This is a genomic window from Acinetobacter colistiniresistens (genome assembly GCF_024582815.1).
In the GTDB taxonomy this organism is placed as follows: Bacteria; Pseudomonadota; Gammaproteobacteria; order Pseudomonadales; family Moraxellaceae; genus Acinetobacter.
Map to the genome: position 1 here is coordinate 3,562,401 of NZ_CP102099.1, position 20,953 is coordinate 3,583,353.

Annotated in this window: 12 protein-coding genes, 9 pseudogenes and 2 other annotated features; of the genes and pseudogenes, 6 read left to right on the forward strand and 15 right to left on the reverse strand. The window is 40.5% G+C overall.

Annotated features, from left to right (window positions below; all coding sequences use genetic code 11):
* Nucleotides 1-14: 14 nt before the first annotated feature.
* Together NQU59_RS17095 and tatB are read left to right on the forward strand one after the other, a co-directional pair.
* On the forward strand, nucleotides 15-230 hold the full coding sequence (locus NQU59_RS17095) for a Sec-independent protein translocase subunit TatA (RefSeq protein ID WP_005239096.1): 216 nt from the start codon (nucleotides 15-17) through the stop codon (nucleotides 228-230).
* Between the two features lie 13 nt (nucleotides 231-243).
* On the forward strand, nucleotides 244-660 hold the full coding sequence (tatB, locus tag NQU59_RS17100; RefSeq protein ID WP_005239097.1) for a Sec-independent protein translocase protein TatB: 417 nt from the start codon (nucleotides 244-246) through the stop codon (nucleotides 658-660).
* 28 nt (nucleotides 661-688) lie between these two features.
* Here tatB and NQU59_RS17105 read toward each other — a convergent pair.
* A pseudogene (locus tag NQU59_RS17105) lies at nucleotides 689-1,072 on the reverse strand (TonB-dependent receptor); the annotation flags it as partial.
* Between the two features lie 52 nt (nucleotides 1,073-1,124).
* On the opposite strand from NQU59_RS17105, the pseudogene NQU59_RS17110 reads away from it, so the two are divergent.
* A pseudogene (locus NQU59_RS17110) lies at nucleotides 1,125-2,331 on the forward strand (IS256-like element ISAba26 family transposase).
* Nucleotides 2,332-2,366: 35 nt separating this feature from the next.
* On the opposite strand, the pseudogene NQU59_RS17115 reads toward NQU59_RS17110, so the two are convergent.
* From NQU59_RS17115 to NQU59_RS17130, 3 genes and pseudogenes are all read right to left on the reverse strand, one after another.
* Nucleotides 2,367-3,158, reverse strand: a pseudogene (locus NQU59_RS17115) (TonB-dependent receptor plug domain-containing protein); the annotation flags it as partial.
* 163 nt (nucleotides 3,159-3,321) lie between these two features.
* Nucleotides 3,322-5,154 carry an ABC transporter ATP-binding protein gene (locus NQU59_RS17125; protein WP_257064197.1) on the reverse strand — a complete coding sequence of 611 codons (1,833 nt, stop codon included), beginning with the start codon at nucleotides 5,152-5,154 and terminating at the stop codon, nucleotides 3,322-3,324.
* Nucleotides 5,151-6,962 (reverse strand): ABC transporter ATP-binding protein, encoded by a 1,812-nt coding sequence (locus tag NQU59_RS17130; RefSeq protein WP_257064199.1) that lies wholly within the window; start codon nucleotides 6,960-6,962, stop codon nucleotides 5,151-5,153. The genes NQU59_RS17125 and NQU59_RS17130 overlap by 4 nt, the downstream gene beginning before the upstream one ends.
* Nucleotides 6,963-7,243: 281 nt before the next feature.
* Between NQU59_RS17130 and NQU59_RS17135 the strand changes: the two are divergent.
* Nucleotides 7,244-7,831: pseudogene (locus tag NQU59_RS17135) on the forward strand (ABC transporter substrate-binding protein); the annotation flags it as partial.
* Between the two features lie 33 nt (nucleotides 7,832-7,864).
* Here the strand turns inward: NQU59_RS17135 and NQU59_RS17140 are convergent.
* A pseudogene (locus tag NQU59_RS17140) lies at nucleotides 7,865-8,608 on the reverse strand (IS256-like element ISAba26 family transposase); the annotation flags it as partial.
* Nucleotides 8,609-8,662: 54 nt separating this feature from the next.
* Here NQU59_RS17140 and NQU59_RS17145 point away from each other — a divergent pair.
* Nucleotides 8,663-9,882 (forward strand): IS3 family transposase gene (locus NQU59_RS17145; protein ID WP_107114716.1). Its coding sequence is split into 2 segments (ribosomal slippage): nucleotides 8,663-8,939 and nucleotides 8,939-9,882, totalling 1,221 coding nucleotides; the frame shifts between segments, so codons are not numbered across the junction.
* Nucleotides 8,938-9,054, forward strand: a sequence feature (AL1L pseudoknot). Its footprint overlaps the gene before it by 117 nt.
* 41 nt (nucleotides 9,883-9,923) lie before the next feature.
* Here NQU59_RS17145 and NQU59_RS17150 read toward each other — a convergent pair.
* Nucleotides 9,924-10,385 (reverse strand): annotated as a pseudogene (locus NQU59_RS17150) (transposase); the annotation flags it as partial.
* A gap of 75 nt (nucleotides 10,386-10,460) precedes the next feature.
* Here NQU59_RS17150 and NQU59_RS17155 point away from each other — a divergent pair.
* Nucleotides 10,461-10,934: pseudogene (locus NQU59_RS17155) on the forward strand (ABC transporter substrate-binding protein); the annotation flags it as partial.
* A gap of 55 nt (nucleotides 10,935-10,989) precedes the next feature.
* On the opposite strand, the pseudogene NQU59_RS17160 reads toward NQU59_RS17155, so the two are convergent.
* From NQU59_RS17160 to NQU59_RS17200, 9 genes and pseudogenes are all read right to left on the reverse strand, one after another.
* Nucleotides 10,990-11,634: pseudogene (locus NQU59_RS17160) on the reverse strand (acyl-CoA dehydrogenase family protein); the annotation flags it as partial.
* Nucleotides 11,635-11,668: 34 nt separating this feature from the next.
* Nucleotides 11,669-12,888 (reverse strand): IS3 family transposase gene (locus NQU59_RS17165; RefSeq protein ID WP_107114716.1). Its coding sequence is split into 2 segments (ribosomal slippage): nucleotides 11,669-12,612 and nucleotides 12,612-12,888, totalling 1,221 coding nucleotides; the frame shifts between segments, so codons are not numbered across the junction.
* Nucleotides 12,497-12,613: a sequence feature (AL1L pseudoknot), on the reverse strand. It overlaps the preceding gene by 117 nt.
* A 49-nt stretch (nucleotides 12,889-12,937) precedes the next feature.
* Nucleotides 12,938-13,570: pseudogene (locus NQU59_RS17170) on the reverse strand (acyl-CoA dehydrogenase family protein); the annotation flags it as partial.
* A gap of 27 nt (nucleotides 13,571-13,597) precedes the next feature.
* A complete protein-coding gene (locus NQU59_RS17175; protein WP_257064200.1) occupies nucleotides 13,598-15,415 on the reverse strand; it encodes a dipeptide ABC transporter ATP-binding protein in 1,818 nt (605 codons plus the stop codon).
* 2 nt (nucleotides 15,416-15,417) lie between these two features.
* Nucleotides 15,418-16,266 (reverse strand): ABC transporter permease, encoded by an 849-nt coding sequence (locus NQU59_RS17180; protein ID WP_257064201.1) that lies wholly within the window; start codon nucleotides 16,264-16,266, stop codon nucleotides 15,418-15,420.
* Nucleotides 16,263-17,414, reverse strand: coding sequence for an ABC transporter permease (locus NQU59_RS17185; RefSeq protein ID WP_257064202.1), 1,152 nt, complete (start codon nucleotides 17,412-17,414; stop codon nucleotides 16,263-16,265). The genes NQU59_RS17180 and NQU59_RS17185 overlap by 4 nt, the downstream gene beginning before the upstream one ends.
* Before the next feature lie 5 nt (nucleotides 17,415-17,419).
* A complete protein-coding gene (locus tag NQU59_RS17190) occupies nucleotides 17,420-18,994 on the reverse strand; it encodes an ABC transporter substrate-binding protein (protein ID WP_257064203.1) in 1,575 nt (524 codons plus the stop codon).
* Nucleotides 18,995-19,004: 10 nt separating this feature from the next.
* A complete protein-coding gene (locus NQU59_RS17195) occupies nucleotides 19,005-20,198 on the reverse strand; it encodes an LLM class flavin-dependent oxidoreductase (protein WP_257064204.1) in 1,194 nt (397 codons plus the stop codon).
* Nucleotides 20,199-20,231: 33 nt separating this feature from the next.
* Nucleotides 20,232-20,942 (reverse strand): class II aldolase/adducin family protein, encoded by a 711-nt coding sequence (locus NQU59_RS17200; RefSeq protein ID WP_257064205.1) that lies wholly within the window; start codon nucleotides 20,940-20,942, stop codon nucleotides 20,232-20,234.
* Nucleotides 20,943-20,953: the final 11 nt, after the last annotated feature.

The following is a 20,953-nucleotide window of genomic DNA, read 5'->3' on the forward strand; positions in this document are numbered from 1 at the left end:
TCAGGAGCTTTAGCATGGGTTTATCAATTTGGCATATTCTATTATTTGCCGTTATTGTTATTTTATTATTTGGCACTTCAAAGCTAAAAAATCTAGGAAAAGATTTGGGTGGTGCAATTAAAGACTTTAAAGATTCTGTTCATCCTGATGATCCAAAACTAATACAGAATCAGCAATACAAAGATATTAATTCGTTAGAATCAAATAACGAAAAGCAGACCAAATTATAAGTGATATATTGTCATGTTTAATATCAGTTTTGGGGAACTATTTGCTTTTGGAGTTATTGCCCTCATCATTTTAGGGCCTGAAAAGCTTCCTCAAACATTAAGAACGGTACTAGTCAAATATAGAGCAATTAAAAACCAGCTTCATAAAATCCAGAATGATCTAGAGAATGAACTGGAATTGATTGAACTCAAAAGAATCATGCAAGAAGAGCTGCAAAAAATAAAACAAAATGAAGAACAGCTCAAACAACAACTCGCGCTCATGCAACAAGAAATTGAAAATGTACAATCCACTGTTGCTATGGAACAAAGAACTACAGCAACGTACACCACGGATTATGTCTATATCCAATCATATGACAAGTTAAGGACGCCATTTTTAACTCATTTTAAAACAGTCAATAAATTCAATGAGGATCAAGCCGCATGACTGAACATCTCGTCAGTGAAAACCTCTAACTTGGGTTAATACCATTGCCTTGTTCTGTGCTGACTTTATTTTGCCCATAGGTCGCATAAAGATCATATTTACCTGACTTCAACTCCCCTTTTTTCACTCCAACTGTGGTGGCAAAATCATCTACAGTGACTAAGCTCAATGGCGAGCGTCCATCTGGATAACGTTCTTTAAAATAGCTGGATTGATTCAGTACTGTTTTGGTTGTTGGTGGCTCATAAAAGTTTTCACCTATTGTTTTGCGATGGCCATAGCTACTAAAACCATAAAGTGCAAGGTCATCTGTCAAAGGTAAATCTAGATTGGCAGTCACATTGACTTGATCTTTTTGTTCGGGTGAACCAAATTTCCATGTTCTATAGGGGACTGTTCTAAATTTTGTGTAAGTACTTAATTTTCATTTATCCTTCAGAGGATAATTACAAAAGGTACTTCACATGGATGAAGCAACAATCAAAAGTATGGCTGCCGAATTGGCTAAAGGTCTAAAAACACCAGAAGACTTAAACCAAATGACAGCAGTCTTTAAAAAATTCATGATTGAAACTGCACTCAATACTGAACTTTCAGACCATCTCGGTTATGAAAAGCATCAGTCCAGGAAAGGCTCAAATAGCCGTAATGGGTTTAGTTCTAAAACCATTACAACTCAAGATGGACAACTGGCTTTAGATATTCCCCGTGATCGAGAAGGTTCATTTGAGCCACAAATTATCAAAAGCACCAAACACGCATCACCAGTATGGATGACCAAATCCTCTCACTGTATGCAAAAGGAATGACTAATAGGGAAATTGTAGCCTTCTTCAAAGAAATGTACGATGCCGATGTCTCAGCATCTCTCATCAGCAAAGTTACCGATGCTGTGATTGAGCAAGTGACTGAGTGGCAAAATAGAGCCTTAGATAGCCTTTATCCTGTTGTCTATCTTGACTGTATTGTTGTCAAAGTCCGTCAGCACTCCAATGTGATTAACAAGTCCGTATACCTTGCTTTAGGCATCAATATGGATGGACAAAAAGAATTACTGGGTATGTGGATTGCTCAGACAGAAGGTGCCAAATTCTGGCTGTCAGTCATGACAGAGCTAAAAATCGAGGAGTACAGGATATTCTTGTTGCCTGTGTAGATGGATTAAAAGGCTTTCCTGACGCGATAGCCTCCGTTTACCCTCATACTGATATTCAACTGTGTATCGTGCATGTTGTACGCAATAGCCTGAGATTTGTAAGCTGGAAAGACTACAAGGCTGTTACCTCGGGTCTGAAAGCGATTTATCAGGCAAGTACAGAGGAAAATGCTTTAAAGTCCCTAGACATCTTCTGTGATCAATGGAATCACCAGTATCCCAAAATTGGAGAATCCTGGCGGGCCAATTGGGAAAATATCCGAACGATCTTTAGCTATCCAGCCGAAATACGTCATGCAATTTATACAACAAATGCGATTGAGTCGTTGAATAGCGTAATACGCCATTCAACGAAGAAGAGGAAAATCTTTTCATCTGATGACTCAGTAAAGAAGGTCATTTACTTAGCAACATCAAATGCTGCGAAGAAATGGACGATGCCAATTCAAAATTGGCGTTTAGCAATGAATTGGTTTACGATTCAGTTCGATGATCGATTAAAAGATCATTTATAAAAAATGGAACTTACACAAAATAATTTACAGGCTCTTCTATAGGGTGTATTTTGTTCTGTATATTGAGCTTTGGTTGAACCATCATAAAAAGTTCGCGTATCAGGTGCCGTGTTACTTGCAGCTTCACGTTTACCTAAATCTAAGGCAACCGTCAAAGCACCATCATTAGGGAGTGCAAAACCTTTCCAAAGATTAACTTTATGTTGTTCACCATCTCCTTGAGTATAGCCACCCGTTTGATAGCTTACCCCACCGCCATGATCTCGTGACTTCAAGATAATATTCACAACACCAGCAATAGCATCTGAGCCATATTGTGCTGCCGCGCCATCCCGTAAGATTTCGATACGCTCAATCGCACTCACTGGAATTAAACTTAAATCAGTTACTGCTGCTCCCCTTCCACCAGCATAGGCTTGGCGGGTGAAATAAGCGGATGTATGTCGACGTTTTCCATTAATTAAAATTAGAGTTTGATCCGCAGATAATCCTCTGAGCGCAATACTTGGTGGAACTGATGCACCAAAACCACCTGCAGGAGAACTCGGTAAACTCACAGAAGGAGACAACCGTGTTAACGCCGCAGCAAGATCAGTTGCTCCAGTCTGTTGTAAGTCTTTAGCAGTTAAAATATCAACAGGCGCAGGCGCATCGAGCGAACTATGAATTGCGCGTCTAGAGCCTGTGACAACCACAGATTGTAATGTGATGGCATCCTCTTTCTCTGACAAATTCTTTTGATCATTTGCCATCGCCATTGAGGCAGTCAGTGTACTCAGTGCAAAAAGTGAGGAGTGAAGAATGAATTGAGAAAAATATGTACGCATATAAGCTTCCTTAACGATCTAAACCGATATAGCAAAGCCAATGCCAAATATTTTATTTATTATTATCAATATATTGAGTGTCAAAACAAAAGAATCATTGTTTAAATTTAAACAATGATTCAAAAAATGTTTATAAAACTACAGTTTTTAAATTTGTAGACCGCTAGACAAGCTGATTTTGTAGATAGGACTGATACAATTGAAAATAAGCTGCCTGTTGCTGCATTAACTGCTCATGCGAACCTTGCTCTACGACATGACCATTTTCAATCACGACAATTTTATCCGCCTCACGAATGGTACTGAGCCGATGTGCAATGACTATACAGGTTCTATTTTGGCATAAGCGTCTAAGCGCATATTGTATTTTTTGCTCAGTATAAATATCAATTGCAGAAGTCGCTTCATCTAGAATTAATATTTTAGGGTTTGCCAAATAAGCTCGAACCAGACAAACAAGTTGCCTTTGTCCATGACTGAGATTTTTACCAAGCGCTCCTACTTCGGTGAAATAGCCTTGCGATAGCTGCTGTAATATCTCATCGGCCCCTAACTCTTCAATTACCTGAATCAGTTGCTGATCTGAAGCATCAGGTTGAACTAGACGCAAGTTATCTAAAATTGTTCCACTAAATAAAACATTATCTTGTAAAACAATACTGACATGCTGTCTTAAACTGGCAAGCTGAATACTCTCTATTGGATAACGGTCTAGAAAAATTCCACCCTGCTGGGGTTCATAAAACCGTGTTAGCAACTGTGCCATGGTACTTTTGCCATGTCCTGTTGGCCCGACAATCGCAACGATTTTTCCAGCTTCAATCTCCAAATTAAAATTTTGTAAAACAGGTTTGTGGGTATAAGCAAAATCTACAGCCTGAAATCGAATATGACCATTCAACTGTACAAGCTTTACAGCATTCGGTTGTTCTTGAATCGTAGATTGGGTATCTAAAAGTAAAAATATACGTTGTGCACATGCTGCCCCATTTGCATAACGTTCAAATAGATCGGTCAGTTCCTGTAAGGGTGCTAAAAATAAAAATACATAGAAAATACTTTCTGCAAACTGGCCAATACTAATGATGCCGTCACTATAAGCATAACTACCAATCACAATAAATCCAGCAGTGGCTAGCGTTGAAAGTAAGCCTGTAAAAGGGGCAAACCAACTGGTCCGCTTACTGCCATAAATAATAGAATGATTAAAGTCTTTCAATAATTCTTGATAACGAGATTGATTGGTTGCGGTGTAATTTAACTGCTGAATGATTTTTGCTCCATTTACTGTTTCAACCAAATGAGCAGTAAATCGACTGCGTTCCTCTGCAACTCGCCCCCAATGTTTTTGCGATGATTTCTTAAAAATTGCAGTCATCCCAAATAAAATGGGGAGCGTCGCAAATAAGCACCAAAAGAAAGGGGGATAGATATGCCAAAGCAGTACTGAAGCTAATCCACAACGCAAAATTGCGGAAAGTAGCTCTGGTGGCCCTTGTATTAACACAGGCTCTAGCGTTTCGACATCGCGATCGGCACGCGAAATAATCCTGCCAGCTTTGGTACGATCAAAATACCCAATATTTAAACTTTGGATATGCTGAAATAGAGAACGTCTTAAACCATTAATCACTTTCAAAGCTGCTCGGCCTGAAAGATATTTTGATACGCCCGCTAAAGCAAAACGACACATCCAACTCAAGGTTAAAATGCTCATCGCAATCAATAAAACAGGCTGATGCAATACTACTTTTCCAGCAATCTGTTGAAAGCCCGAATCCAGAATATATTTCACCACCCAAGGTCGAACAAAAACACTCATCACTTGTAAAATCTCTACCACAATTAACGCGAGCAGCAAGTAGCGAATGGGATAAACCAAAGGAATAAGTTTTTTTAGCATTGCTCTATGAATTGAGGTATTTGCCAAATTTTCTTCGATTTGTAGATCAGCTGATTTTGCGAATGGGCGGAAATTTTTAACACTGCTATTCATGCATTCATCTCCTGCTGTTGTAACTGAAAGCCCATCAACTCACGATAAAATAAACAATCTCGAACTAATTCAAGATGCGTGCCTTGGGCAATAATGTGGCCCTGATCAAGCACAATCACTCGATCAGACAATGCAATCGTGGTTTGTTTATTCGAATTAATAATGATTGTTTTATTCAAAGGGTTGCCACTGCCAGAAAGTGCTGAAAGCCGCTGTAAAACCTGTTTTTCTGTGGTCGCATCCAAGGCACTGCTTGAATCATCTAAAGCTAAAATGGGTGAATTCTTTAGAATAGAACGGGCCAAAGCAAGACGTTGTTTTTGTCCTCCCGACAAGGTAACGCCCTTGTCCCCAATCAGTGTGTCTAGTCCATGATCAAGTCGTTGTAATAGTTCTGATGCAGAGGCTAAATGTAGAGCATCCCTCATCTCTTGCTCAGTTGCATCTTGCTTAGCAACTCTTAAGTTATCTGCCAATGTACCGCTAAAAAAGAAATTTTCCTGAGGAATGATCTGAACCAAATGGCGTAATTCAACTAGGCTTAAATCTTTGATATTCGTCCAGCCCGTTTGCTCAGAGCCAATCGAAACTTGCCCTTCTGTTGGGTCAATAAACCGATTGAGTAAATTCATCAAAGTCGTTTTACCTGAGCCAGTTTTACCGACTACAGTGACGATTTCACCTGCTCTAAATTCAACATGACAGTGTTTTAGAATATACTTTTGCGTTGTCTTATCTTGAAAGCTGACATTTTCTAATCGAATATTTAACTCATCATTTCCTTGCCAAGACATCGGATATTGTGGATCTTCAATGGCAGACTGCTGATCGAGCATTTGCCAGATTCTTGTCGCAGACGAACGTGCATCAGCAAAAATATGTAAGACCTGACCAATGCTTTCAATACGAAACACCAATAAATTTGCCATCAGAATGGCAGCGACAAATTGCCCCACTTGCAACTGATTTTGTCCAATTAAATAAGCACCAAAAGCGATGACCCACAAATAAGAGCATGCAATAATCACTTGGGGGATAGGTAAGCGTTTCGCACTTGTGCTGATGGTCTGAATGGAATGATGAATAAATAGATCTACGGCATGATTAAAGCGCTGTAAAAGTTTCTGTTCGAGTTGAAACGCTTTGACCACCCGAATCCCATTCACGCTTTCCGCTAAGCTATCACTGACTTTTTCGTAGGTAGATGCAACTTGATGATCCAATACCACCAATTGATTGGTCAGTTTAAATAGAACCCCAAGCCCTAAAAAAATAAAGAATAAAGGAACTACTCCCAGCCAAGGATGGTACCAGCACAACAGTCCGACGGTCACAGCAACAACCAGACTTGACTCAAACACTTGTCGCCAGAAATTGATCAATGCTTCTTTTAATTTATCTGAATCACGGGTAGTTCGGGATAACACTTCTCCCAGCCCATGCTTCCAGTGCCATGAAACATCTAAATGCTGTACTTGGGAAAAGATTCTTTCTCTTAAAATACTCAGTAATTGCTGACCAATGCTTAAAGCACTTAACCCTGCCAGATACTGAACAACCGCCCTCATGCCAGCTATACTCGCAAGTAGAATAAACCAGAACCAAGGATTTAAAGGATCAGAAAGCGCATGCTGAAATAAAGTTTCTCTTTCACTATGTTTTAAGCTATCAATCGCATGTCCGATTGAATATTGTTGCAGTGCCAAGCCGATATTCGCAATAACAAATAAAGTCGCCGTTAATAAGAAACGAAATGGCATAAAGCGATACAAAGCCAAACTTCGTAATAATGGATAATTTTTAAACATAAAAGATAGTAAAAATTTGAGATTTTGTATGAGTGCGAGATTCATGCCAAATTAATGATCTGAAAAAATATTTTAATTCTTTGTTTTATATTACTTTTATAGATGGCTATTTATGGGGTGTTGATTTTAAAACACTATAGAAATTGATTTGCTGTAATCGCAACAAAATTTGATATATCAACATCATAAAAACGATATTAAAAATAATTAATAAATATCAACAATTTAATAAATGGCATCAATTTTGCTTTAAAGCATAAAAATCACAAAAGGATGTCATGATGACAACACTTCAAACTCAACCCTTAAATACGCTTTGGTACACGCGCTGCCCTGTACCAACAGGCCTAGGCATTTCAATTCAAAAAGGCTGGCTCAAAGAAAAGTTTAATGAGCAGCAGATTGAAATAAAATCAATTCGAGAATCAAATTCCAAAGATATTCGTAACTCTCATTTTAATCATACGCTTGCCAATTCAGTTCGACACGGTGGCAGTATTCCTGCAATCTGGGCATATGCATCTGGTCAAAAAACTAAAGTGATTGGATTATCTTGGGCTGATGAAGTCCAATTATTGTTAACACGCTACGACTCAAACATCAAAACGGTTGCAGACCTAAAAGATAAACGTTTTGGAATTCCATTCAATCAGGATGCAATTATTGATTTCTCGCGTGCACAGGCGATTCGTGGTTTAGAGAATGCCTTAAAGACAGTAAATTTGGAGGTAAGCGATCTTGAATTAGTCGATTGTTTACGAGCAGATATTTTAACAGCACAACAACAACAGCCAGAAGAAAATGATTCTAGCTTTTATGGTAATCGCAACAAAATCAGCGCAAATGCAGAGATCGTGGCATTAATTAAGAGCCTGTAAATTATTTTGTGTAAGTTCCATTTTTTATAAATGATCTTTTAATCGATCATCGAACTGAATCGTAAACCAATTCATTGCTAAACGCCAATTTTGAATTGGCATCGTCCATTTCTTCGCAGCATTTGATGTTGCTAAGTAAATGACCTTCTTTACTGAGTCATCAGATGAAAAGATTTTCCTCTTCTTCGTTGAATGGCGTATTACGCTATTCAACGACTCAATCGCATTTGTTGTATAAATTGCATGACGTATTTCGGCTGGATAGCTAAAGATCGTTCGGATATTTTCCCAATTGGCCCGCCAGGATTCTCCAATTTTGGGATACTGGTGATTCCATTGATCACAGAAGATGTCTAGGGACTTTAAAGCATTTTCCTCTGTACTTGCCTGATAAATCGCTTTCAGACCCGAGGTAACAGCCTTGTAGTCTTTCCAGCTTACAAATCTCAGGCTATTGCGTACAACATGCACGATACACAGTTGAATATCAGTATGAGGGTAAACGGAGGCTATCGCGTCAGGAAAGCCTTTTAATCCATCTACACAGGCAACAAGAATATCCTGTACTCCTCGATTTTTTAGCTCTGTCATGACTGACAGCCAGAATTTGGCACCTTCTGTCTGAGCAATCCACATACCCAGTAATTCTTTTTGTCCATCCATATTGATGCCTAAAGCAAGGTATACGGACTTGTTAATCACATTGGAGTGCTGACGGACTTTGACAACAATACAGTCAAGATAGACAACAGGATAAAGGCTATCTAAGGCTTGAACCGTACCGGGTTTGTCGGAGACTCAATATTCTGAGAGACTATTCCGATGAAAAAACCAAACTATACCCCCGAAATTAGAGAAAGAGCGGTTCAATTACTAATTGAATCTGAAAAAGATTATCCATCGAATTGGGCAGCAGTTTCCGCAATTGCTCCTAAAATTGGCTGTACTCCTGAAACACTTCGTGTTTGGTATCAAAAATACTTAGATCAACAAAATCCCGCCAAAGTACAACAGGTATCTGACCAAGAAAAAATGAAGCAAATGGAACGTGAAATTAAAGAATTAAAACGTGCCAATGAAATTCTACGTAAAGCAGCCGCTTTTTTCGCCCAGGCGGAGCTCGACCGCCCACACAAATAATGGTGGATTTTATCCATAACAATAAGGCGTTATATGGTGTTGAAGCGATTTGTAGAATTTTACCGATTGCAGCTTCGACCTATTATCGGGCTTTAGATTTCGTTGATAACCCAGAACATCGAGCGAAACGTGCTCTGCATGATTTACATCATGCAGAGCAAATCAAACGTATTTGGAAAGAAAGTTCAGGTCGATATGGTGTACGTAAAGTTTGGCAAAAATTGAAACGTGAGGGTTATGTTATTGCACGTTGTACAGTTGCTCGATTGATGCAAAAGCTAGGTATACAAGGTGTTTGGCGTGGTAAGAATAAACAAACCACCCGTAGCCGAGATGATCAAAAACGAGCAGATGATTTAGTGAAACGGAATTTTAGTGCTGATCGACCTGACCAATTATGGGTCAGTGACTTTACGTATATTCAAACACATTCAGGCTGGGTCTATACCGCCTTTATTATTGATGTGTTCTCACGAGCAATTGTTGGATGGAAAGTATCTACACGGATGAATACAGATATGGTGCTCGATGCATTGGAGCAAGCATTGCACGATCGAGGCATGCCAAAGAATGTGATTCATCATTCCGATAGAGGTGTTCAATATCTTTCTATTCGCTATACCAATCGTTTAGATGCTGCAAATTTACGAGCATCAGTCGGTACGACAGGTGATTCATACGATAATGCTCTGGCTGAAACGGTGAATGGCTTATACAAAACAGAGGTGATTGAATATTTAAAAGCAGATTGGCAAGGTTTAGCAGATGTACAACTTGCGACACTAAACTGGGTAGATTGGTTCAATAAAAAGCGTGTACACAGTGCACTGGGTTATGTATCGCCTTTTGAGTTTGAAGCAATGTACTATGATAAGATTAACCCGTTAGGTCAGGTGGCCTAACTTAAATAAAAAAGTCTCCGACAAACCCGGTACGGTTCAGCTCTATTTTGCCACTCAGTCACTTGCTCAATCACAGCATCGGTAACTTTGCTGATGAGAGATGCTGAGACATCGGCATCGTACATTTCTTTGAAGAAGGCTACAATTTCCCTATTAGTCATTCCTTTTGCATACAGTGAGAGGATTTGGTCATCCATACTGGTGATGCGTGTTTGGTGCTTTTTGATAATTTGTGGCTCAAATGAACCTTCTCGATCACGGGGAATATCTAAAGCCAGTTGTCCATCTTGAGTTGTAATGGTTTTAGAACTAAACCCATTACGGCTATTTGAGCCTTTCCTGGACTGATGCTTTTCATAACCGAGATGGTCTGAAAGTTCAGTATTGAGTGCAGTTTCAATCATGAATTTTTTAAAGACTGCTGTCATTTGGTTTAAGTCTTCTGGTGTTTTTAGACCTTTAGCCAATTCGGCAGCCATACTTTTGATTGTTGCTTCATCCATGTGAAGTACCTTTTGTAATTATCCTCTGAAGGATAAATGAAAATTAAGTACTTACACAAAATTTAGAACAGTCCCTTAATTAAAGGTGATGTGGATGCCATTTTTCTAAAAGGTGCACATGCTGCGCAGATTGCCCATGATTTCGCCCTGCATACCATTATTGATATTGGCTCACATCCAGATCCTATTCTACGCTCCAATAATGGAACACCGAGAACGCTCACTGTTGATGAAGATTTTCTAACGCAATATCCAGAACAAGCCCAATCGATTGTTGATGCTGTTTTACAAGCAGAACAATGGGCACATGCACATGCAGATGAAACCCATCGTTATTTAGCAAAAGAATGTAATAGCAGTGAGCAATGGGTTCATGCAGCATATGGTGCAGATGCACATCTGAAACTGAACACTAACTTTGATGAAATCTCTATTATTGCTTTACAAGACTTGAGTGATTTTCTCTATCGCTGGAACTTTATTCCTGCACAAATTAATGTTCGTGAATGGCTTGCACAGGATATTTCTATTCAAACTCAAGTGGCTTAATACTTTAAAATTAAAAAGGTTGTCATGATGACAACCTTTTTTTATTGACTTCATTTTACTTAGAAAATTTAGTCACATTTTCCGCCTGCTTCTTTAGAAGTACGGAGTTGTATTCTCCTGGTGGAATATTATTTAAATAATAATTTCCAACATGATAGAGCCTCCAGCGAATTGGATCATGCGTGGTGTGAGTTCGTGCATTTCGCCAGAAGCGGTCTAGGTTCCATTTCGATAAAGTTGAACTTGCCCCAAGTAATCCAAAAATTTCACTCGAAATTTTTAAAGATGCATGATCAGACTGACTACGGGTAGCAGCAACCGATAAAATCAGTTCAGTTTGTAAATCTTCATCCTCTACATTTGCCAAATGCTGTTCAAAAATCTGTGCTGAACGATCCAATAATGCCTCAGCTGAACGAACTAAAACAGCGAATTCACCAATCTGTTTGATGATATGAGGTTCATGCGTAGGCGAATCGACGCCACTTTCTACCCAAGGTCGAGCATGATGTTGTAAATAATCAATCCCACCTTGTAGGGCTCCTTTGGCAATTCCTGTGTCCATTGCAGCGTGTAAAATCTGAGGCCAAGTGAGTCCCGTACGTAAAACAGTACCTAAACCACCAGTATTCCGCTTGGCAACATAACGTTCATCAACAATCACATCTTTAAAATTAACAGTGCCACTGACACTATGAACCGTACCGGGTTTGTCGGAGACTTTTTTATTTAAGTTAGGCCACCTGACCTAACGGGTTAATCTTATCATAGTACATTGCTTCAAACTCAAAAGGCGATACATAACCCAGTGCACTGTGTACACGCTTTTTATTGAACCAATCTACCCAGTTTAGTGTCGCAAGTTGTACATCTGCTAAACCTTGCCAATCTGCTTTTAAATATTCAATCACCTCTGTTTTGTATAAGCCATTCACCGTTTCAGCCAGAGCATTATCGTATGAATCACCTGTCGTACCGACTGATGCTCGTAAATTTGCAGCATCTAAACGATTGGTATAGCGAATAGAAAGATATTGAACACCTCTATCGGAATGATGAATCACATTCTTTGGCATGCCTCGATCGTGCAATGCTTGCTCCAATGCATCGAGCACCATATCTGTATTCATCCGTGTAGATACTTTCCATCCAACAATTGCTCGTGAGAACACATCAATAATAAAGGCGGTATAGACCCAGCCTGAATGTGTTTGAATATACGTAAAGTCACTGACCCATAATTGGTCAGGTCGATCAGCACTAAAATTCCGTTTCACTAAATCATCTGCTCGTTTTTGATCATCTCGGCTACGGGTGGTTTGTTTATTCTTACCACGCCAAACACCTTGTATACCTAGCTTTTGCATCAATCGAGCAACTGTACAACGTGCAATAACATAACCCTCACGTTTCAATTTTTGCCAAACTTTACGTACACCATATCGACCTGAACTTTCTTTCCAAATACGTTTGATTTGCTCTGCATGATGTAAATCATGCAGAGCACGTTTCGCTCGATGTTCTGGGTTATCAACGAAATCTAAAGCCCGATAATAGGTCGAAGCTGCAATCGGTAAAATTCTACAAATCGCTTCAACACCATATAACGCCTTATTGTTATGGATAAAATCCACCATTATTTGTGTGGGCGGTCGAGCTCCGCCTGGGCGAAAAAAGCGGCTGCTTTACGTAGAATTTCATTGGCACGTTTTAATTCTTTAATTTCACGTTCCATTTGCTTCATTTTTTCTTGGTCAGATACCTGTTGTACTTTGGCGGGATTTTGTTGATCTAAGTATTTTTGATACCAAACACGAAGTGTTTCAGGAGTACAGCCAATTTTAGGAGCAATTGCGGAAACTGCTGCCCAATTCGATGGATAATCTTTTTCAGATTCAATTAGTAATTGAACCGCTCTTTCTCTAATTTCGGGGGTATAGTTTGGTTTTTTCATCGGAATAGTCTCTCAGAATATTGAGTCTCCGACAAACCCGGTACGGTTCACTATTATTTTGTCCCATCGCATCCCAGTCATCGAGCAACTCGACTCCCTGCGTATCACGATGAATTAAAATCGACACAGGTCCATCATCACTACCAGCGAATAAGGAAATCCATTCTGCGAGTAAAGAGCCGGTAGAATAGAACTTACTACCATTTAATATTAATTGCCCTTCTGAATTTCGCTCTACACGCGTCTTATGCTGAAATTTATCTTTGCCACCCACTTCTGCAAGTGCATTGCCCAAACGCTTTCCGCTTAAGATATCACCCAGTAACTGATCACGAATTTCATCATCATAGCCCGTTAAAACGCCTCGGAACATGGTGAAGTGAATCTGTAATAACTGCCCGACACCACCATCGGCGGATGAAATAATTTTCACCACATTGACCAAGGTTGAAATACTGGCGCCCAAGCCCCCAAATTGCTTGGGGACAATAATCGCAGTTAAACCCGCTTCTGAAATTAAGCGAGCTTGTTCATAAGGTACGGCCTTGTTATAACTGGGGTCTCGAGCAAATTGATTCAGTTGATCCGCCACCTCTTTTGCAATGTCAAGTGCTTCTTGCTCACTTTGAATATGCCTGATACTACCTAATTCTAAAAAATTACGTTGGTTAATGTCGTTCATTGTTAACTCCGGAAAATCTGTTCTTTTTTATGCGCAAACTTCAAGTACCTTGTTTTTAAACAAGCTTGGCGCATGAGTAAGCAAAGTTTTGGTATATGTATGTTGAGGGTGACTCAGCACTTGATCTGTTTCGCCATATTCAACAATATGTCCATTTTTTAATACGGCGACTCGATCTGCGATTGCACGAACAACCCCTAGGTTATGGGTCACAAATAGTAAGGTCACCCCTTGCTGTTGGAGGTCTTGTAGCAGTTTTAAGATGGAAGCCTGAACTGAAACATCCAAAGCAGATGTAATCTCATCACAAATCAAAACATCAGGTTGGCATAGCAAAGCGCGTGCGATAGCCACGCGTTGTCGCTCCCCACCCGATAAATCTCTTGGATAGAGTTCTTGAACTTGTATAGGCAGAGAGACTTGTTGAAGTACCTGTGTGACTTTTGCTATGGCGTCTTGTCGAGATGCTCCAAAGAAATGCTGTACAACTTTAATTAATGTCTGACCAATCGTATGCGCTGGATTCAAAGCCTTATAAGGGTTTTGAAAGATATATTGCAGTTTATGCCGCTGCTGCAAATGACGCTGTTGCCCACGCAACGACAAGACTTCATCTGCTAATATAATTTGTCCATCTGCATTTTCATTCAGCCCGGCAATGACACGTGATAACGTGGTCTTACCCGAGCCCGACTCACCTACCAATGCTAAACACTCGCCTTTTTTGAGTTGAAATGAGATATCAAAAAGTGCCTGTTGCTGCCCATACCATGCATGAATATGTTCAACTTTTAATAGAGCTTCCCTGTCTGTTTCTCTTTCAATCACTTGATGATCAATCTCTTTAAAATGAATCACACCGACATGATCCGAATGGTGACAAGCAACAAAATGCGAATCAAACTGATCTTTTAATTGAGTTAATTCAGGTTGTTTTTGACGACATATATCTGTAGCGAAAGCACAACGTGCCGCAAAAGCACATCCTACTGGGCGCTCATTGGGCGAAGGAGCATGTCCTTCAATTGGAGATAAATATTTACGAATGGCCACATCGGGAATGGCGTTCAGTAAACCTTGCGTATAAGGGTGCTTAGGAGTTTCAAATAGTTGGGTTAATACCGCATCTTCTGCAATTCGACCCGAATACAGAACAATCACCCGATCTGCAATATCTTTGACCACCGTTAAGTCATGCGATACGTAAATAGCCGCAACATGATATTCCCGACATAATTTACGAATGATGTTCAACACCAAGGTCTGGGTCGTCACATCTAATGCGGTGGTTGGCTCATCCAGAACGATCAAACGTGGCTGTAGCAAGAATGCCAAGGCCAATAAAATTCGTTGTTGTTGCCCACCCGAAAGCTGATGAGGATAACGCTTTAGAAATAGCTCATCCTGCGGCAATCCCACTTCATTTAAAATTTTGGCAACCTTTTGGTATTTTTCAGCGCTCGATAACTGTGTCTGATGGACATCTAATAATTCAAATAAATGTTGTCCAATACTTAATGCTGGGTTGAGTGCTGTTCCAGGATCTTGGGCGACATGACTGATTTTATAACCACGAACCTGACGCAAAGCATGATCATCTAAACTGAGAATATCTTGATTCTCTAGCTCGATTGAGCCTTGAATAATCTTGGCTCCATAGCGTGCATAGCCCAATAAAGCACTTGATAATGTGGTTTTACCTGAGCCACTTTCTCCAACTAGCCCTAGAACTTCTCCTTCTCGTAGGCTAAATGAAATATCAGAAACGATGTGATTGCCGGTGTTGACCAATGCCACGGTTAAGTCTTTTACCGTTAATACGGTATTTTTAAATAGATATGCCATGCTTATTTTTCCTCAATCCGAGCCGCTGCACGTCCAACGCCCTCAGCCAATACATTGGTTCCGAGCGCAAACAAAGCAATTAAGAGGACAGGAGCAAATACCGCCCATGGCTGTACCAATAAACCAGCGCGATTTTCATTAATCATGAGTCCCCAATCTGCTGCTGGAGGTGCCACACCATAACCAAGAAAAGCCAAACCAGATAACATACCCACAGCCCATGTCAGCATCACACCCAAATGGATGAGTAAAGGCGTCAACATGTTGGGTAAAATTTCACGAAATAAAATATAGGTTTTTGAGTACCCAAGCATTCTGGCTGCTTCGATATATTCTTGTTCCACCAGATTCAGTGCAACGCTTCGCGCAAGACGCACGACCCCAGGAATAAAAGCAATTGAAACCGTTAAAACAATGAGCCAAGGTTCCCGACCTAACATTGAAACGATAAGCAAGACCAATATAAGATCCGGAAAGGCCATAAAAACATCAGTCAGCCAAGTCACGAACTGATCAATCTTATTTCGGGCAAAAGCAGCGAATATGCCTAAACTAGAACCAATAATTAATGCAACCAAACTGGCAGCCAGTGTCATCCAGATAATAGAAGCCCCACCAGCAAGGACACGTGACCAGACATCATGACCAATATAGTCATAACCTAAAAATGATTTTCCTTCAGGCGGGCCATACGTCATGCCGACTAATGCAGTGGGTTCAAATGGAACCAGTAGCGGGCCAACCAGTGCAAAAATTAAAACTAGAGCTGTGACAACAAATCCAAACCGTACTTGTCTTTCACGAATTAAGGTTTGAAAAAAATTTCTTTGGTACCAATGAAGTGAGCTCATTTCCCACCTCCTTGCTGAAGGTTCTTTAACGCATTGCGGCGGTCAACAGGTTTTACCGTAATGGGCCGACCCGACTTCCATAACCGTAGCGCCTGACGACGACCTGGCGAACGTGCTTTATGCCTTTTGGCTGTTCGTATCTTGGGGGTGAGTAAGGTTGTGATTAAATCTGCAATTAAATTGACCACCACTACACAAATGGTGAGCAATAAAACAATCGCTTGAATGGTTGGGATATCTCTTAATTCAATTGCGGCATTGAGTGCATTACCAATACCGGGATAACTAAACACCACCTCAATGATGAGTGCACCGCTCAGCAGAACTCGTATGGTGAGGGCTGTTCCCTGCACCACTGGCACCAGTGCATTGGGTAAAACATGTTTCCATATGATCCGTCGCTCAGGAATACCACGTAATCGTGCAGAGGTCACATAGTCGGACTCAAGTGCGTCAATCATGGAACCGCGCACCAACCGCATCAGATATGGAATAAGCGATAAGGCCAAAGTTAAAATCGGTAAAACCAAAAACTCGATTTGGCTAAAAGCTGACTGCTCTGGAATCAACAAAGATGCTGCTGGCAATATGTGCAGGATTGAGGTTGAGAAAAACATCATGAGCCAAATTGCAATCACAAATCCAGGAACAGCCTTGAATAGAATAGAGCTAGAAACAATAATACGATCGAGTTTGCTATCTCGACGGAGTGACAGCCACACACCCAACACGACTGAAAGTGGTACAGTAATGACAATCACCAAGCTTGTTAATGCAACGGTATTACCAAAATAATTCTGAACAATTTGCACAACAGGGACATTGGAATCAATCGAACGGCCAAAATTACCTTGCAATAATTGACTCAACCAATGCCAGTATTGAAGCAGTATTGGATCATTCAGGCCCAATTGTTCACGAAGAATTTGAACTGTCGCTTCCGGTGCTTCTGGGCCCAAAATGACGCGAGCCGGATCAGATGGGAGTGCTTGTGTGGCAATAAATACAATAAGACTAATCACCAATACAACCAATACACCTGACAACAACCGTGTGAAAAACCAAGGTAACCATGCTGGTATTTCAAATGATCTCGTCATTGTTTGATGTGGAATGGCTGTCTCTATTTTGCTGGATTGCGTTGTCATAGCGGTCACCCCCTACGCCAAAATTCATCTGTACGCCACGCAGCAAAGCCTGTGCGATCGGGTGTTACGCCACCAATTTGGCCAGAATGTGCATCGAGTACATGGTTAAAACCCCAAATGAGCAAACCACCTTGCTCATGTTGAATATGCTGTGCTTCATGAATGAGAACTTTGCGTTTTTCCAAATCAGGCTGTTGTAATGCTGAATGAACCAATTCAGTAAAACGTTCATTGTTAAATCGGGTTTTATTATTTGCCGCACCTGGCCCATCAATTTGCAAGACGGTTAATAAAAAAGGTCGTGAAACGTTTGAACCTGTACTAAATGCCCAATCCTGTTTTACAGCATCAGCAAAGGTGGCAGCTTCAACCTGTTTAACATTAACGATAACACCCGCCTGAGCTGCATGCTGAGCAAAAACCAATGCAGCATTGCTATCTGGACCTGTATATAAATCAACCGCCAAACTATTGCTAAAACCAGCTTCTTTCAGCAACGCCTTCGCCTTATTTAAATCTTGCTTACGTTGCGCAATACTGTGGTCATATACAGGATCACTAAATGAATAGAGATCATTGGCAACGCGTCCTTGACCAGCTAAAGCCCGTTTAACCAAATCATCTCTATTGGCAATCAATCTAAAAGCTTGACGTACTCGAGGATCATTAAACGGTGCTTTGGAGGTATTCATATCAAAAGATTGCCAAGCATCTGTTTCAGATGAGACGAGATTCAATCGTTTATTGGCTTGAATTAAAGAAATATGCTCGGCACTTACCCCTGAAGCAATGTCAATTTGACCAGATTGCAAAGCAGCAAGACGTCCTGTCTGATCTTTAAAATCAATGATTTCGATTGCATCAGCATAAGGCTTATTTTCTTTCCAATAGTTTTCAAAACGAACAAAGCGTGAACGTTGACCTGGCGTAAAACTGTCAAGCTTAAAGGGCCCAGCCCCGACCACATTTTTAACTGGGTCATAATCTGTAGGAACAATCCCTCCCCAACTCATCCATGCCTCAGGTAAAGCAACTAAGCCTTTTCCTTGAGCAAAAGGGATCTCAACGGTGTATTCATCGACCTTCTTAACTCCATCTCGTTGTAATGAATAAAGATAGGCAGCAAATGGAGAAGCAAGTTTAGGGTCCGTCAAACGGCGTAAGGAGAAAATAACATCATCCGCAGTAATCGTCTTACCATGATGAAATTCGAGTCCTTTTTTTAAGCGAATGGTCCATTTCGTCCCATCATTATTCGGCTCTGCAAATTCAGCAAGTGCGAGTTTAGGCTGGATATCTCTACCCCATTCCCATAATTTTGCATATAAAGGCCAACCTCTAAATGCACTAGACATACCAATAGGCTTGTGCGCATCTAAATTACCTGCTTGATTGCCGTTGATTACTCCAATTTTGATCACACCACCTTTTTTCGGAATATCATTCTGAGTATTGCTAGGATTAGCACTTTCAGAAGATGAAGAATCAGTTTTAGAGCATCCTATCAGACTGATTGCAGCAACAGCGCCAACCCCCAATCCAGTTTGTTTAATGAGTTCTCGACGTGTAATTTTGTTCATGTTTTCTCCCTTAAACGACGACTTCTTGATTCAAGAGAGAATCAATGGATGAATTTTTATTGAGCTTAGGTAACTCAAAACCATGATCGAGCGCTAATAACGGGAACAATAAATCAGCTACACGATAAGCTTCTCCAATTAAAGGGAAACCAGATAAGATAAAGGCAGATACACCATAGCTCTCGTATTCTTTAATCCGTTCAGCAATATTTTCAGCACTGCCGACCAAGGCAGTACCTGCTGCCGGGTTTAAAATATCAAAACCAAATAAAGATGGCCCAGTCCAAACATTAGGATAAATTTCAAAATCTTTAGCACGAGGTAATACTCCATGGCGGAGCAATGTCAGATTTCTTTGAACGATCGGATTTGGACTTTGATAACTCTCAAAAGTTTCATGAGGAGGAAGCTGTCGTTTAACCGCTTCGATTGCATAATTGACATCAATTTTGTCGAGTAATGACTGAGCATACTGCCAAGCCTCTTCTTCTGTTTCTCGAACAATAATTTGTAATCGAGTACCAAACTCTAAACTGCGCCCAATTTTTGCAGCCTCAGCCGCAACTTTGCCAAACTTTTCTCCGAGCAACGGTGGGGTATTTGCAAAACTTAAGTACACGTCGAGTAACTCGACAGAATGCTGAACACCTTTGGCAGAAGTTCCAGCTCCCCACAATGGAACACCCTGCTTTTGAGTTGGACCACGCCATTTGGACATAGGCGATCCACCTTCTAGACGTGGGGCAATTTGAATAAATTCGCCCTCAAATCCAGACCGATCACCTAAATAGTTTTGCTGAAATGCTGTCCAGTATTCTTTGCTAAAGTCATAACGCTTATCATGCGTATAGTGAATACCTAAAGCGGCTAAACCCTGATCACTTCCATTGACGACATTAAATAACAAACGTCCTTTAGAAAATGCATCAAACGTTTGCGCATATTTTGCCAATACTGCTGGCTGGACTTCTCCAGGATGTTGGGCAACCAGAAACTTTAACCGTTCAGTAAATGGAATTAAACTTGCAGCAACAGCAAGTGTTTCATACTCGCTGGTACCCATAAGTGAACCGTAAAAACCAAGTCGATCCGCAGTAATCGCAATCTGTTGCAAGTGTTCATAATCGGTATCCCACCGCCCAGATTCCAACCAAGGATATGGCCCATCGGGAGCAGTGAGATACCATAAAAGTTTTACAGCCATAGTATTCTCTATATTTATATTTGAATCAGATTTCTAATGAAGTGGAAGTAATCCAAGCGACTTCGCTTTATCGGTTAAACCACTCATTCGCCACTGCTGCTGTAAAACACCCTGTCCGTATTCACGGCTTCCCCCAGCTAATTCAGCCAGTAGCTGAATCTGTGCACCTTCCTCAAGTAACAAGATAAATTCAGCTGTTTCTTGTAATCCCTGACGTCCCCATACGGTTGCACCACCGTTGGCTTCTAAAATTGCTCGATGTTCGATATCAACTTTGAGTTGATCTAAAATGAAATCGACTTCTGCCTGACGGCGATCAATATAAATTGGTAGTTCTTTAAATAAATGAAAGCGCTGAACAGGCACATAACGAATCGGTAAGGTACGATGGGTTTGCGCCCAAGCCCCTAAATTCGGCGCGTGTACATGAGATATTGTGGTGACATCTGCATGCTCGCGAAAAAGTTTGTTATAGCGCCCGCCTGCATTTTTTCTTCCCAATAAAACTTCACCATCAATGGTCTCCACAAGTACTTTGCTTTTTTGATCTTTAGACCACGGTCCTGCATAGTTAAAAGTGACTAAGGTATTATCAGGTCCACGTTCAACAAAATTAACCGTTCCATTTGCCGTGATTGTTCTTGTTTCACGGAACACTTCAAAAGCAAATTCAGCTTTTTCACGGTTCGATTCGATAAAATCATTAAGTTCAGGAGACAGTGGGGTTTGAATAAGTGTTGTCATGATTAATACCC